Raw genomic sequence first — 13,066 nt, 5'->3', positions numbered from 1 at the left:
GCGGGCACGGGTGGCCGGCGTAGATGCTCCAACGGTCGGGACCCCCGCCGGGATGCGCAAGATCAACCAGCGGGCGGTGCTCGACCTGCTGCGCCGCAGCGGGGCCGCGACCCGGCCGCAGGTGGCGAAGGAAACCGGGCTGTCGAAGCCGACGGTGAGCCAGGCCCTGCTGGCGCTCGAGGCCGCCGGGCTGGCGCGCCCGACCGGGCAGACGTCGACCGGCACCGGCCGCTCGGCCGTGCTGTACGAGGCCGACCCGACCGCGGGGTACGTGCTGGGCGTCGACATCGGGCGCGAACACATCCGCGTCGCGGTGTCGGACCTCGGCCGCAGGGTCGTGGCCCGCCGCGACGAACGCAACACCGCCCGCTCCGGCGCGGCACTGGTGACGGCGGTCGGCAAGATCGCGGCTTCGGCCGTCGCGGAGGCGCGGCTGTCGGCCGCCGACATCGTTGTCCGCGTGGTCGGCTCCCCCGGGGTCGCCGATCCGGAAAAGCGCTGCTTCCGGCACGCGCCGAACCTGCCGGGCTGGGGCCGGGCGGGCCTGATCGACGACCTCGAGGCCGCGCTGGGCCCGGACCTGATGGTGGAGAACGACGCGAACCTGACGGCGGTCGGCGAGGGCGAGAGCGGCGCCGCGCGCGGGGCGTCGGTGTTCGGCTGCATCACGATCGGCACCGGCGTCGGCATGGGCATGATGGTCGACGGCCGCGTGTTCCGCGGCGCGACGGGCGCGGCCGGCGAGATCGGCTACTTGCCGTACGGCCGCACGCGGTCGTCGTCGGAGGACGGCGCGCCGCCGGCCCGCGGCCACCTGGAGGAGGCGACGGCGGCCCAGTCGGTGGTCCGCGGCGCCCGCGAACTCGGCTTGGGCACGGCGAAATCGGCGCGCGAGGTGTTCCGCCTGGCCCGCGAGGGCGACGAACTGGCGAAGCAGGCCCTGGAGGCGGAGGCGGATCGGCTGGCGTACACGGTGGCCTCGGTGGCGGCGGTGATCGACCCGGAGCTGATCGTCCTCGGCGGCGGGATGGGGACCGCGGCGGACCTGCTGCTGGAGCCGCTGGACCGGGCGCTGCGGGCGTTCACGCCGCTGGTGCCGAAGGTGGTCCAGGGCGAGCTGGGCGAGGACGCGGTGCTGACCGGGGCGATCAGCGTGGGACTGCGGGCGGCCGAGGGCCTGGTCTTCGACCGCCGCGTGGGCGCGGCTTAGGCCGCGCGCCAGGCTTCGCCGCCCGTCGAGATCCGCCACGGCGTCAGCTTGAGCACCGTGATCTTCGGGTCGCGGTGGTCCTCGCCGCCCAGGATCTTCGGGTCGTAGCCCAGTGGTTCCGGGGCCGACGCGAACAGCTCCCACAGGTACTTCCGCGTCGGCTCGTCGTCGGCGAACTCCGCGCGGCACTCCGCCACCGCCACTTCGTGCCGCGGGTCCCAGTACGAGCACGACACGTACGGCGACGCCGCCAGGTGCGCCACCTTCAGCGGCGTCGGGCGGGTGAACAGCCACCCCGTCAGCCCGTCCGGGCCCTGCTCCCAGATCGGGTGGACCACCCGCGAGCGCGGCCGGCCCCGGCCGTCGACGGTCACCAGCGTGCACCAGACGATCCGGTGCGCCACGCGCACGAACGCTTCGGCCAGTCCGGCCGGCACCCTGCTAGATTCCACAACCATGGTTGTGCATACTAGCAGCCTCGACCTCTCGCTGACCGCGCTCTTCGCCGGCTGGGCGATGACCGACGAGGTCCAGCGGCGGCTCGCCGAGCAGGGTCTCGGCGAGCTCAGGTTCAACGACGGCGTCGTCATCCAGCACGTCCTGGCCGCGCCGCTGTCCATCACCGCGCTCGCCGAACGCATGGGCGTCACCCAGCAAGCCGCGTCGAAGGCCGTCGCCGATCTCGAACGCCGGGGACTGCTCAGCCGCGAACCCGACCCCGCCGACGCGCGCACCAAGCTCCTGCACCTCACCGAGCACGCGCGGCACGCCGTCGAAGCGACACGCGCGCTCAGGAAAGAACTTCAGGAAGAACTGGAGTCGGAGTTCGGCGCCGAGCGGGTCGCCGACGCCCGGGAACTCCTGGCGGCGGTCATCGGCCGCTTCGGCGGCGACGACGCGATCCGCGCCCGACGCGTCCGCCCGCCCCGGTGATTACCCCCGGCGTAATCGACGCCCGCGCGAGACTGCCTCGAAAACCTGTTCGCGCACAAGGACTTCGACGCGGCAAAAGCCGCGCCGCCGCGACCGGTCTCGTCGAGCACTGGGACGTCAAACAGCCGCTCAGCGCGTGATGACGCAGGTCCCCGACGCCGTGGCCAGCAGCTTGCCCCCGGCGTCGCGGATCTCCCCTTCGGCGAACGCGATCCTCGAGCCCTCCTTCACGACGCGGCCGGTCGCGCGGATCTCGCCGCGGCCCGCGTGGATGGCCCGCAGGTAGCTCACCTTCAGCTCCACCGACGAGTAGCCGACGCCGGCCGGCAGCGTCGTGTGCACCGCGCAGCCGACCACCGAGTCCAGCATCGTGGCCGCGACACCGCCGTGGACCATCCCGATCGGGTTGTACAGCGACTCGTCCGGCTCGGCGACCGCGACGACCTCGCCGTGGCCGATGTGCTCCCAGCGCAACCCGAAGTGCGCGGCGATCGGCGGGCCCGGGACGCGGCCCTCGGCGACGGCGGTCAGGTAGTCGAACCCCGACATGGTGGCACCGAGCCGGGCCGTCGCCAGCGGGTCCTGCCACGTGATGGTCTTCGAACGGACCTGCGCTTCGACGTCGGTCATCCCGGCTCCTCGACTATGACAACTGTCTTAATCGCAGCTTCGCCCGCGCGGCCGCCGTCGTCAAGCGGCGCGTGACCCAGGCCACCGGTGGTCCGCCCGCGGGCCGGGTGGAATCATCCTGGGGTGAGCACCGACCGCAAGCCGATCGACCCGGAACGCGTCGCGGCGGCGGTCGACGGGCTGGGCGACCGCGCCGTCATCGAGGAGTGGGCCCAGCGCTTCTCCGTCGTCGCCGACCCGTCCCGGCTGGCGCTGCTCGTCTCGATCCATTACGCCCGCGAAATCAGCGTCACCGACCTCGCCGCGGTCACCGGCATGACCGACACCGCGGTGTCGCAGGCCCTGCGGCTGCTGCGGGCGCACGGGCTGGTCACCGCGCAGCGCACCGGACGCGTCGTGCGCTACCGGCTCGCGGACGCGACCGTGCACGAACTCATCCATCGGGTGCGCCCACACCCCCAGGAGTCCTCGCCCGATCAGGGTGACCGGTAGCGTGCTCGCATGACGGGATTGCCCGAGACCATCACCGCGTGCCTGTTCGATCTCGACGGAGTGCTTACCGGTACGGCCGTACTCCACAGCGAAGCCTGGAAACGGACTTTCGACGAATTCCTGCGCGCCCGCGACGGCGCTGACTTCCGAGAGTTCACCGCGCAGGACTACGCGACCTTTGTGGACGGCCGCCCGCGCGCCGACGGCGTGCGCGAGTTCCTGCGCTCGCGGGGGATCGAGCTGCCGGAAGGCACCCCCGACGACCCGGTGGACGCCCCGACCGTCAACGGCGTGGGCAACCGCAAGAACGAACTGGTCCTGAAGATCATCGACGAGCGGGGCGTCAACCCCTACCCCGGCTCGGTGCGCTACCTCGAGGCCGTCAAGGCGGCCGGCCTGCGGATCGCCGTGGTGACGTCGTCCGCGAACGGCGCGAAGGTGCTCGACGGCGCCGACCTGAGCAAGTACGTCGAAGCCCGCGTCGACGGGCTCGTCATCCGCGAACGGAACCTCAGGGGCAAGCCCGCGCCGGACTCGTTCCTGGCCGGCGCCGCGGCGCTCGGCGTCGAACCCGCGCACGCGGCGGTGTTCGAGGACGCCCAGTCCGGCGTCCAAGCCGGGAAGGCCGGCGGCTTCGGGTACGTCGTGGGCGTGAACCGGGCCGACCAGGCCGCCGAGCTGAAGGCGCACGGGGCCGACATCGTCGTCGACGACCTCGCCGACCTGCTGGAGGATTGATGACCGAAGAAGAACCCCGCGGCTACGAGTGCGCGCCGTGGGAGCTGCGCTGGCGCGGGATGGACGTCGACGCGCTGCAGCGCACCGAGTCCGCGTTCGCCGTGTCGAACGGGCACATCGGGCTGCGCGGCACGCTCGAGGAAGCCGAGCCGCGCGGGCTGCCCGGCACCTACCTCAACGGCTTCTACGAGCAGCACGAACTCCCCTACGCCGAGGCGGGCTACGGCTACCCCGAAGAGGGCCAGACCGTCGTCAACGTGACCGACGGCAAGATCATCCGGCTGCTCGTCGAGGACGAGCCGCTGGACATGCGCTACGGCGCGGCCACCGCGCACGACCGCGTGCTCGACTTCCGCAAAGGCACGCTGAGCCGGACCACCGAGTGGTCGTCGCCGACCGGGCGGCGGGTCCGCGTGCGCACCGAGCGGCTGGTGTCGTTCACCCAGCGCGCGATCGCCGCGATCCGGTACGAGGTCGAGCCGCTCGACGAGGACCTGCAGCTGGTCGTCCAGTCCGACCTGCTGGCCAACGAGCCGATCGAGTCCGACACCAGCGACCCGCGGGTGGCCGCCGCGCTGAACTCGCCGCTGGTCGGCGAGTTCCACCGGGCGTCGGACTACAACGCCGTGCTGGTGCACCAGACCCGCCGCTCGGGGCTGCGGATGGCCGCGGCGATGGACCACAAGATCGAGGTGGACGACGGGATCCGCGCCCGCATCCACTCCGAGGAGGACCTCGCGCGGCTCACCGTCGCGGTCGACGTGCCGAAGGGCGGCCGGCTGCGCATCACGAAGTTCCTCGCCTACGGCTGGTCCGCGCAGCGCTCGGTGCCCGCCCTGCGGTCGCAGGTCGAGGCCGCGCTCGCCGGCGCGCGCCAGACCGGCTGGAAGGGCCTGGTCACCGAGCAGCGCCAGTTCCTCGACGACTTCTGGGCCACCTCGGACATCGAGATCGAGGGCGATCCCGAGCTGCAGCAAGCGGTGCGCTTCGCGCTGTTCCACCTCCTGCAGGCCGGGGCCCGCGGCGAAAGCCGCGCGATCGCCGGCAAGGGCCTGACCGGCCCGGGCTACGACGGGCACGCCTTCTGGGACACCGAATCGTTCGTCCTGCCGGTGCTGACCTACACGATGCCGGACGCGGCGCGCGACGCCCTGCGCTGGCGGCATTCCACAATGGACAAAGCGCGGGAACGCGCGCACCAGCTGGGGTTGCGCGGCGCGGCGTTCCCGTGGCGGTCGATCAACGGCGCCGAGTGCTCGGCGTACTGGCCGGCGGGCACGGCGGCGTTCCACGTCAGCGCGGACATCGCCGACGCCGTCCTGCGGTACCTCAACGCGACCGGCGACGTGGAGTTCGAACGCGACTACGGCACCGAGCTGCTGCTGGAAACCGCGCGGCTGTGGGCGTCGCTCGGGCACCACGACCGGCACGGCGACTTCCGCATCGACGGCGTCACCGGACCCGACGAGTACTCGGCCGTGGCGGACAACAACGTCTACACGAACCTGATGGCGCGCCGGAACCTGCTGGCCGCCGCGGAGTCGTGCGAGCGGCACCCGGACGTGGCGGCGCACTTCGGCGTCGACACCGTCGAGCTGGACTCGTGGCGCGCGGCCGCCGCGGCGATGTACCTGCCCTACGACCAAGAGCTCGGCGTGCACCCGCAGTCGGAGGGGTTCCTCGACCACGACGAGTGGGACTACGAGAACACCGACCTCGCGCACTACCCGCTGCTGCTGCACTTCCCGTACTTCGACCTCTACCGCAAGCAGGTCGTGAAGCAGGCGGACCTGGTGCTGGCGCTGCATCTGTGCGGCGACTCGTTCAGCCCCGAGGAAAAGGCGCGCGACTTCGCCTACTACGAAGCCAGGACCGTGCGCGACTCGTCGCTGTCGGCGGGGACGCAGGCGGTGGTCGCGGCCGAGGTCGGGCACCTCGACCTGGCCTACGACTACCTCGCCGAGGCCGCGCTGACCGACCTGCACGACGTGCACAACAACGTGCGCAACGGTCTGCACATGGCGTCGCTGGCCGGGGCGTGGCAGGGCGCGGTGGCGGGCTTCGGCGGCCTGCGCGACCACGGCGGGACGCTGGCGTTCGCGCCGCGGCTGCCGGCGCAGCTGGACCGGATCACCTTCCGCCTGATGTTCCGCGGCACGCGGTTCCAGGTCGAGATCGACCGCGACCAGGCGACCTACCACGTGCTCGACGGCGACCCGCTGGAAGTGCTGCACCACGGCGAGCGCATCACGCTCACCCCGGAGCCCCAGCGGTTCACGATCCCGAAGATCGACGCGGGCGAGCCGCCGAAGCAGCCGCCGGGCCGCGCGCCCATGCGACGTGACTCGGAAAAGATGCGGCAGTACGCCGAACCGTCGAACCCGATCAGCGAGGTCTACTCCGACTGAGGTGTCACTGCGGGAGGTCGCTCGCGGCCTCCCGTCCGGGTGGGGCCGGGATCTCTTCGGTCCCGCCCGGGCTGACGTCCGGGTCGGGCGCGGTCGGCACGTCATGCGTCAGCTGGCCAGGCTTCGGCAGCTTCGGGAGTTCGTCGTCTTCGTCGTCCAGGGCGTGGATGCGCTGCTGCTCGCTCATGCTCTCCGGAATACCCGGTTTTCCCGGTTACGGCCAGGGGTCAGGCGGCGACGCCGTTGCCCGCTTTCTCCCGCGCGCGGTCCTGCAGGGTGAGCAGCAGGCCGTCGCGGGTCGACCAGGGACAGATCGCGACCTTGCCGCCGGCGACCGTCAGCAGCGCCTCGGCCACGATCGCGCCCGCGAGGGCCTGGTGCGCGCGGCTGCGGGAGATGCCGGGCAGCTTCGCGCGCTTCGACGGCGGCAGCGCGGCGAGCCGCGGGATCCAGGCGCGCAGGTCTTCGAGCCGCAGCTCCTTGCACTTGTTCGGCCGCGCCCCGGCCAGGCGTGCGAGCTGCTGCAGCACCTTCGAGCAGCCGACGACCGTCGGGTCGTCGACGTCGGCGGCACCCAGCGTGGTGGTCACGACGTCGAGCGCGTGCGCGCGCAGCGCCTTGACCTGCTTGGTCGAGACGCGTTCGCCCGGCAGCCAGTCGCGGGTCATCGACCGCGCGCCCAGCGGCAGCGACCGCGCGAAGGTGGCCTGGTCGCCGCGGCCGGCCGCGAGTTCGACCGTCCCGCCGCCGATGTCGAGCACCAGCAGCGGGCCGGCCTCGGCGCCGTACCAGCGGCGGGTGGCCAGGTAGGTCAGCTCGGCTTCGCAGCGGCCGGAGAGGAACCGCAGCTCGACGCCGGTTTCGCCGGCGACGTGCCGGACGACGTCGGCCGCGTTGGCGGCGTCGCGGATGGAGGACGTCGCGAACGGGTAGACGTCGCTCACGCCGTGGCGGTAGGCGGCCGTCATGCCCGCGGCGACGGCGGCCGTGACGTCGGCGATGCCGCGGTCGGTGAGCCGGCCGCGGTCGTCGAGCGCGCGGTCGAGGCGCAGCCGCGTCTGGTGGTTCAGCACCGGCTCGCGCGGCGAGCCGTCCACCGGGACCACGACCAGGCGGGCGCTGAACGATCCGACGTCCAGTACGCCCACCGCGGGTTCTTCGATTTTTCGCACGACTCGGCGCACCTCACTTCCGCCCCGGTGGATAACCCCAGTTCGACAGTCCGAAACCGGCCATTCTGCCGGAGTTCACCGCAGTCCGCCGGGAATTGTCGGATTTACCTCCTCCGGACGTGCCTTGCTGACGCGAAGGTCACAGTGGGGTGACCCGATCGAGTGAACCCGGCCACCTCTGGACACGATTCGGTAACGCAGGCCGCCGCGGACCCGACTTACCGGCGTGCGGCAGGGGAAGCTCGTCGGTCCGGCCGCCGCCGTGCTCGCGGTGGTGGCCGGGCTCGGCTGTGTCCTGCTCGGCGTCACGACGGTGCTCGCGCCGGGCGCCTCGACGACCCCTGGCGCGGCGGCCGCGGACCGGCCCGCGACGGGTGTCCTGCCGACCGCGCTCGTGATCCCCGACCTGGGCCTCTCCGTGAGCCACCTCGTCGACCTCGGCCACGTCGCCGGCCGCCGCGAGCAGCCCGGCACGGCGCTCGGCGTCGGCTGGTTCGCCGACGGACCGGCCCCGGGCGCCCCGGGCGTGGCGGTGCTGTCCGGGCACGCGGGGTTCGGGTTCTCGCGCGGCGCGTTCGCCCGCCTCGGCACCCTGCAGCCGGGCGCGGCGGTCATGGTCCGCGACGACGAAGGCCACGAGGCTCGGTTCACGGTCCGCAGGACGGAGACGTTCGCGCCGGACGAGCCGGACAGCACGCTCGTCGCCCCGGAGGGAACGGGCCCGGAGCTGCGGCTCATCACCAGCGACGGGAACCACGACTTCGCCGGGATGGACTCGCCCCGGGTCGCCGTGTACGCGACGCCGGTCTAGTCGTCAGCCGAGCAGCTCGCGCAGCTGGGCCACCGCCGACACCCGCGCCTCGCGGCCGGGCAGCAGCGGGTTGACCACCAGCGTCGTCGCGCCGGCTTCCTCGAACGCCGCCAGCCGCTCCTTCACGTACCCGGCCGGGCCGACCAGCGAGATCGAGCGCAGCAGCTCGACCGGCACCGCCGCGGCGGCCTCCTCTTTCTTGCCGTCGAGGTACAGGTCCTGGATCAGCTTCGCCTCCGCCTCGTAGCCGTAGCGGCAGGCGAGGTCGTTGTAGAAGTTCTTGCCCCGCGCGCCCATGCCGCCGACGTACAGCGCCACGATCGGGCGCAGGCGGTCGAGCAGCGGCTCGACGTCGTCGCCGATCGCGAGCGCCGCGCTGACGAACGTGTCCAGCTCGCCCAGCGCCGGGTCGCGCTTCGCCTTGCCGGCCGCGAGGGACTCGCCCCAGACGTCGGCCGCCTTCTCCGGGTGGAAGAAGATCGGCTGCCAGCCCTCGGCGATTTCCGCGGTGAGGGCGACGTTCTTCGGGCCAAGTGAGGCCAGCAGCACCGGGATGCGCTCGCGCACCGGGTGGTTGATCAGCTTGAGCGGCTTGCCGAGGCCGGTGCCCTGCTCCGGCGGCAGCGGGATCGTGTAGTGCTTGCCGTCGTGGACGACGCGTTCGCGGCGCCACACCTGCCGGCAGATCTCGACGATCTCGCGGGTGCGAGCCAGCGGCGCGTCGTACTTCACGCCGTGGAAGCCCTCGATGACCTGCGGCCCGGAGGCGCCGAGCCCGAGGATGAACCGCCCGTCGGAGACGAAGTCGAGCCCGGCCGCGGTCATCGCGGTGAGCGTCGGCGTGCGCGTGTAGATCTGGAAGATGCCCGACGCGAGCTGGACGCGCTCGGTCTTCGCCGCCAGGTAGCCGAGCTGGCTGACGGCGTCGAAGGAGTAGGCCTCGGGAACGAACGCGACGTCGAGCCCCACCTTCTCCAGCTCGACGATGTCCGCCACGCTGTCGGCGAAGCCTCCGGCGTAGTTGATCGCGGTCCCGATCCGCATGGCCACCTCCGTTGCTGAGCAAGCGCTTAGCCAGAGAGCCTACTGGGACCGGGCGTCTCGCGCGGGGACGATGTGCGCGCCGCCACTCAGCGGACCGCCCCTCCCCGCGACGTTTCGATCGCAACGCGTGTCACACCCGCACGTCGTGCTGTCTAATTCCCGGAGAACAACCGAGCCTTCAGCCGGTCGAAATCGGCGCGGTCGATCAGGCCGCGGTCCAGCAGGTTCGACGCCTTGTCGAGTTGCTCGATGATGGACGCGGCGTCCGGCCGTGGCTTCACTTCACCCGTACCCGCGGCCGAGGCGAGGACTTCCCTGATTCTCCCCAGCACCGGCGACAGTTCTATGCGCAGCTGACCGGGCTCGGTGACCGTGTACAGGAAGAACAATTCCGATTCCGTGGTACGCACGGCGAGGATGGTCTTGATGGTGGTACGGGTGCCGGCCGCCTTCAGGACGGCCGAAACCAGACCGTCCACCGCGCCCGAAAAGTTGTCGCTGATGCCGGCCTGCGTGGCCTTGAGGGCCGAGCCGATGATTTTCCCCGCCGAGTCGACGAATGGGTTGGTCGACTGGGTCTCCCCGGGTCCGCTGATTTGGATGTTCGTGAAATCCTCGTAGGGCAGAATGCCGGCCACTTGCCGCGATCCGACGCCGAGCACCTTGAGGCTGTCGTCGGTGAACCGCACATCGTAGGACGACTTCGCTCTCAAGTTTCCGCATTTCGCGTAGTCGCCGCCCAGGAAGACCGTGGGAGTCAGCAACAAGCGCGTCTCACGTTCGAGTTCCCGGCGGAGCTCGTGATCGTCCGTTCGGTTGCGGTAGCCGACTTCGTTGCGGCCGACGGCTTTGCGGCATCTTTCGAACTCGCCCGGGTCGAGGTCCGCGAGGGTCTTCCAGACGTCGGCCCAACCCTGCGCCGTCGGCGGGAAAAAATCCGAAACGACCTTGTCGAACCCAGTTGCCGATCGCCGGGCGACGACCAGGGCGGGGCCACCTTTCCTCGGCGGCCTGTCCCGGAAGAAAACGAAGTACTTTCCCCCCGGATCACGGTAACTGAGGAAGTGCGCCAACTCCGAAAGAGCTACCGCCGGATATGGCGGTACGCGGACGTCGGTGGGATTTTTTTCGAAGCCCGGTCCATCGGCGCTTACTGCGATCACCTCCGCGTGCCCACGCCTTCGCGATTTGCGAGCGCGTCGAGCGTACCGCACGCCACAACGATTCCGGAACAGTTCGCAGGCCCATCGTGCTGCGCACCAGCGGTCGAAGATGAGGAGGCGATCCTGGTCATGACGGCCGCGGCGGGCCGTCGTCTCCGCACCCCGGCTGCGGTCAGCCGACCGGCGGGGTCAGCTCAGCGGCCCGTCAGGGTGCGGACCACCAGCTCCGCCGACGCTCCCGCCCCGAGCGTCGTCCCGGCGTAGCGGACGTCGGCGGCGAGCGTGCCGGCCGGCGGGTCGTCGCGGACCGTGAGCCAGACCGTCACCATCAGCAGCCAGCGGACCACCAGGTAGACGAACAGCAGCACGCCGACGAGCGTGCCGAACGCCGCGACCGCGGGCGAGCGGCCGAGCAGGTGCAGGTACAGCCCGCCGGCCTGCTGGAGCGCGGCGAGCCCCACCGCGGCGGCCCCGGCCGGGCGCAGCGTCGACCGCAGCGGCAGCGGACGGCGCGGCAGGCGGGCCAGGCACCAGGCGATGACCAGCCAGTTCGCCGCGAGGCCGAGCAGCAGCGAACCCGCGACGAGGACGAAGTGCGCGAAGCCGCCGGTCAACCCGGTCAGGCCGAGCAGCCACGTCCCGGCCGCGCCGGTGAGCGCCGCCAGCCCGAACGACACCGCCATCGCGAGCCCGACCCCGATCAGCGCCAAGATGTCCGCGGCGATCCCGCGCAGCAGCGGCCGGGTGGTGCGCTCCTGCCCGAGCATCGCGGTGACGGCGTCGCGGACGTTGCTGATCCAGCTCCAGCCCGAGTACGCGGCGACGGTCAGCGCGAGCAGCCCGATCCGCCCGCGTTCCCCCACGACGGTGTGCACGACGTCGTTGACCCGCCCGGCGATCTCGGGCGGCAGCGCGCCGTCGATGGCCCGGTCGAGCTCGGTGGCGAGCAGCTGGTCGCCGGCCAGCACGAACCCGGCTACCGAGACGGCGACCATCACCAGCGGCACCAGCGCGAGCAGGCTGAAGAACGTGACGGCGGCGGCGTAGTGGTCGCCGTCGCGTTCGCGGTACCGGGCGAGTGTGGCCCCGACCCGCCGCAGCGGCTTCCTCACGACGGCTTTCCCCACCGGCCGACCCTCTCATCCGCACGTGTCCTCCGCAGTCCGGACCCGGTGGCGGGGTGATCGTCACGCGTCATCCGGGGACGACTGTGCCGCGCACCTCCCCGAACCCGATCCGCGCGCCGCCCGGCCCCGGGGCCGTCGCGGTGATCGTGACCTCGTCGCCGTCCTCCAGGAGCGTGCGGGTCTGACCGTCCGGGAGCTCGAGGGGTTCCCGGCCGCCCCAGGAAAGTTCCAGGAACGAGCCGCGCTGGTCGCGGTCCGGGCCGGTGACGGTGCCCGAGGCGAACAGGTCGCCGGTGCGCAGGCTCGCGCCGTTGACCGTCAGGTGCGCCAGCTGCTGGGGCGGCGTCCAGTACTGCGTCGCGAACGGCGGGCTGGACACGAGGTGGCCGTTGAGCCGGATCTCGATCGCCAGGTCGAGGCCCTGCTTTTCGGTGGTGCGGAGGTAGTCGAGCGGCTCCGGGTCCTGCGGCGGGCCGTCGACCCGCGCGTGCTCGAGCGCGGCGAGGGGGACGATCCACGGCGACACCGACGTCGCGAACGACTTGCCGAGGAACGGGCCCAGCGGCTGGGACTCCCACGCCTGGATGTCGCGGGCCGACCAGTCGTTGACCAGGCAGACGCCGAAGACGTGGGCGGCGAAGTCCCCAGTGGACACCCGCGTGCCCGGAACGCCCACCACGAAGCCGACTTCGGCTTCGATGTCCAGGCGCTTCGAGGGGCCGAAGGAGGGAGCGTCGGCGTTGCGGGGCTTGCGCTGCCCGTGCGGGCGGACGACAGGGGTGCCGGACGCGACGACCGTGCCCGCCCGGCCGTGGTAGGCGATGGGCAGGTGCTTCCAGTTCGGCGGCAGCTCGGCCGCGTCGGGCCGGAAGATCCGGCCGGCGTTGAGGGCGTGCTGCTCGCTGGAGTAGAAGTCGACGTAGTCCGCGACGTCGAAGGCGAGGTGCGTGGTGACCTCGGTCAGCGGGTGCAGGTGCGGGCGGAGCTGGTCGGCGTACCGGGGTTCGGTGAGCCAGTCCCGGAGGGTTTCGCGCACTTCCCGCCAGGTGTCGGGCCCGGCGGCGAGCAGGGGGTTGAGGACACCGGCGGTGAGCAGAGGTGCGAAGGCGGCGGCGGTCTCTTCGGCGGCGGCGCTCAGGTCGAGGACGTGCTCACCGACGGGCACGCCGACGCGCCGCTCGGGCGCGCCGCCGACCGAGAAGACGCCGTAGGGCAGGTTGTCCAGGCCGAACGGGGTGTCGTCGGCGAGGTCGAGCCAGGTCACATGTGCTCCTCGGGTCGAAAGTCCGCACTGGACGGTGGGCGGCCGGCGGGGTGGGTGGGCCGGCGGGGCAGGCG

The 13,066-nt window shown here is 72.0% G+C and carries 14 protein-coding genes; 6 read left to right on the top strand and 8 right to left on the bottom strand.

Features of this window, described 5'->3' with window-relative positions; all coding sequences use genetic code 11:
• The first annotated feature begins 52 nt into the window (after window positions 1-52).
• A complete protein-coding gene (locus tag ABFJ78_RS18225) occupies window positions 53-1,210 on the top strand; it encodes an ROK family protein (RefSeq protein ID WP_436387521.1) in 1,158 nt (385 codons plus the stop codon).
• Here the strand turns inward: ABFJ78_RS18225 and ABFJ78_RS18220 are convergent.
• Window positions 1,207-1,668, bottom strand: a complete 462-nt coding sequence (locus ABFJ78_RS18220) for a pyridoxamine 5'-phosphate oxidase family protein (RefSeq protein WP_436387520.1) — start codon at window positions 1,666-1,668, stop codon at window positions 1,207-1,209. The two genes, ABFJ78_RS18225 and ABFJ78_RS18220, sit on opposite strands and share 4 nt — an antisense overlap.
• Here ABFJ78_RS18220 and ABFJ78_RS18215 point away from each other — a divergent pair.
• A complete protein-coding gene (locus ABFJ78_RS18215) occupies window positions 1,667-2,143 on the top strand; it encodes a MarR family winged helix-turn-helix transcriptional regulator (protein WP_436387519.1) in 477 nt (158 codons plus the stop codon). The genes ABFJ78_RS18220 and ABFJ78_RS18215 overlap by 2 nt on opposite strands.
• Before the next feature lie 129 nt (window positions 2,144-2,272).
• Here ABFJ78_RS18215 and ABFJ78_RS18210 read toward each other — a convergent pair whose 3' ends face one another.
• A complete protein-coding gene (locus ABFJ78_RS18210) occupies window positions 2,273-2,773 on the bottom strand; it encodes a PaaI family thioesterase (RefSeq protein ID WP_436387518.1) in 501 nt (166 codons plus the stop codon).
• Window positions 2,774-2,896: 123 nt separating this feature from the next.
• Here ABFJ78_RS18210 and ABFJ78_RS18205 point away from each other — a divergent pair, with 123 nt between their 5' ends.
• Genes ABFJ78_RS18205 through ABFJ78_RS18195 form a run of 3 tightly spaced genes read left to right on the top strand, consistent with a single transcriptional unit; the run spans window position 2,897 to window position 6,411 of the window.
• Complete coding sequence (locus ABFJ78_RS18205) at window positions 2,897-3,265, top strand: ArsR/SmtB family transcription factor (RefSeq protein WP_436387517.1); 369 nt, start codon at window positions 2,897-2,899, stop codon at window positions 3,263-3,265.
• A gap of 9 nt (window positions 3,266-3,274) precedes the next feature.
• The gene (locus ABFJ78_RS18200) at window positions 3,275-4,003 is read left to right on the top strand and encodes an HAD family hydrolase (RefSeq protein ID WP_436387516.1); all 729 of its coding nucleotides are present in this window, start codon (window positions 3,275-3,277) and stop codon (window positions 4,001-4,003) included.
• A complete protein-coding gene (locus ABFJ78_RS18195; protein ID WP_436387515.1) occupies window positions 4,003-6,411 on the top strand; it encodes a glycoside hydrolase family 65 protein in 2,409 nt (802 codons plus the stop codon). The genes ABFJ78_RS18200 and ABFJ78_RS18195 overlap by 1 nt, the downstream gene beginning before the upstream one ends.
• A gap of 4 nt (window positions 6,412-6,415) precedes the next feature.
• On the opposite strand, the gene ABFJ78_RS18190 is transcribed toward ABFJ78_RS18195, so the two are convergent.
• Window positions 6,416-6,598: a hypothetical protein gene (locus ABFJ78_RS18190; RefSeq protein WP_400905378.1), complete on the bottom strand. Its 183-nt coding sequence runs from the start codon at window positions 6,596-6,598 to the stop codon at window positions 6,416-6,418.
• 40 nt (window positions 6,599-6,638) lie between these two features.
• Window positions 6,639-7,583, bottom strand: coding sequence for a Ppx/GppA phosphatase family protein (locus ABFJ78_RS18185; protein WP_436387514.1), 945 nt, complete (start codon window positions 7,581-7,583; stop codon window positions 6,639-6,641).
• Window positions 7,584-7,809: 226 nt separating this feature from the next.
• On the opposite strand from ABFJ78_RS18185, the gene ABFJ78_RS18180 reads away from it, so the two are divergent.
• Window positions 7,810-8,394, top strand: coding sequence for a class F sortase (locus ABFJ78_RS18180; RefSeq protein WP_436387513.1), 585 nt, complete (start codon window positions 7,810-7,812; stop codon window positions 8,392-8,394).
• A 3-nt stretch (window positions 8,395-8,397) separates the two neighbouring features.
• Here the strand turns inward: ABFJ78_RS18180 and ABFJ78_RS18175 are convergent, their stop codons facing one another.
• From ABFJ78_RS18175 to fahA, 4 genes are all read right to left on the bottom strand, one after another.
• Window positions 8,398-9,438, bottom strand: coding sequence for an LLM class F420-dependent oxidoreductase (locus ABFJ78_RS18175; protein ID WP_436387512.1), 1,041 nt, complete (start codon window positions 9,436-9,438; stop codon window positions 8,398-8,400).
• Window positions 9,439-9,590: 152 nt separating this feature from the next.
• Window positions 9,591-10,601 (bottom strand): SHOCT domain-containing protein, encoded by a 1,011-nt coding sequence (locus ABFJ78_RS18170; RefSeq protein ID WP_436387511.1) that lies wholly within the window; start codon window positions 10,599-10,601, stop codon window positions 9,591-9,593.
• A gap of 194 nt (window positions 10,602-10,795) precedes the next feature.
• Window positions 10,796-11,713 (bottom strand): YhjD/YihY/BrkB family envelope integrity protein, encoded by a 918-nt coding sequence (locus tag ABFJ78_RS18165; RefSeq protein WP_436387510.1) that lies wholly within the window; start codon window positions 11,711-11,713, stop codon window positions 10,796-10,798.
• An 82-nt stretch (window positions 11,714-11,795) separates the two neighbouring features.
• The gene (gene fahA / locus ABFJ78_RS18160) at window positions 11,796-12,992 is read right to left on the bottom strand and encodes a fumarylacetoacetase (protein ID WP_436387509.1); all 1,197 of its coding nucleotides are present in this window, start codon (window positions 12,990-12,992) and stop codon (window positions 11,796-11,798) included.
• Window positions 12,993-13,066: the final 74 nt, after the last annotated feature.

The sequence above is a fragment of the Amycolatopsis sp. MEPSY49 genome, from assembly GCF_051337345.1.
Classification (GTDB): Bacteria; Actinomycetota; Actinomycetes; order Mycobacteriales; family Pseudonocardiaceae; genus Amycolatopsis.
This window is presented reverse-complemented; position numbering and strand designations above follow the sequence as displayed.

Bases quoted from the DNA above. Each gene is read 5' to 3' on its own strand.
- ABFJ78_RS18190 (WP_400905378.1), bottom strand. From the start codon at position 6,598: ATGAGCGAGCAGCAGCGCATCCACGCCCTGGACGACGAAGACGACGAA.
- ABFJ78_RS18225 (WP_436387521.1), top strand. From the start codon at position 53: ATGCGCAAGATCAACCAGCGGGCGGTGCTCGACCTGCTGCGCCGCAGC.
- ABFJ78_RS18210 (WP_436387518.1), bottom strand. From the start codon at position 2,773: ATGACCGACGTCGAAGCGCAGGTCCGTTCGAAGACCATCACGTGGCAG.
- ABFJ78_RS18195 (WP_436387515.1), top strand. From the start codon at position 4,003: ATGACCGAAGAAGAACCCCGCGGCTACGAGTGCGCGCCGTGGGAGCTG.
- ABFJ78_RS18215 (WP_436387519.1), top strand. From the start codon at position 1,667: ATGGTTGTGCATACTAGCAGCCTCGACCTCTCGCTGACCGCGCTCTTC.
- ABFJ78_RS18200 (WP_436387516.1), top strand. From the start codon at position 3,275: ATGACGGGATTGCCCGAGACCATCACCGCGTGCCTGTTCGATCTCGAC.
- ABFJ78_RS18220 (WP_436387520.1), bottom strand. From the start codon at position 1,668: ATGGTTGTGGAATCTAGCAGGGTGCCGGCCGGACTGGCCGAAGCGTTC.
- ABFJ78_RS18175 (WP_436387512.1), bottom strand. From the start codon at position 9,438: ATGCGGATCGGGACCGCGATCAACTACGCCGGAGGCTTCGCCGACAGC.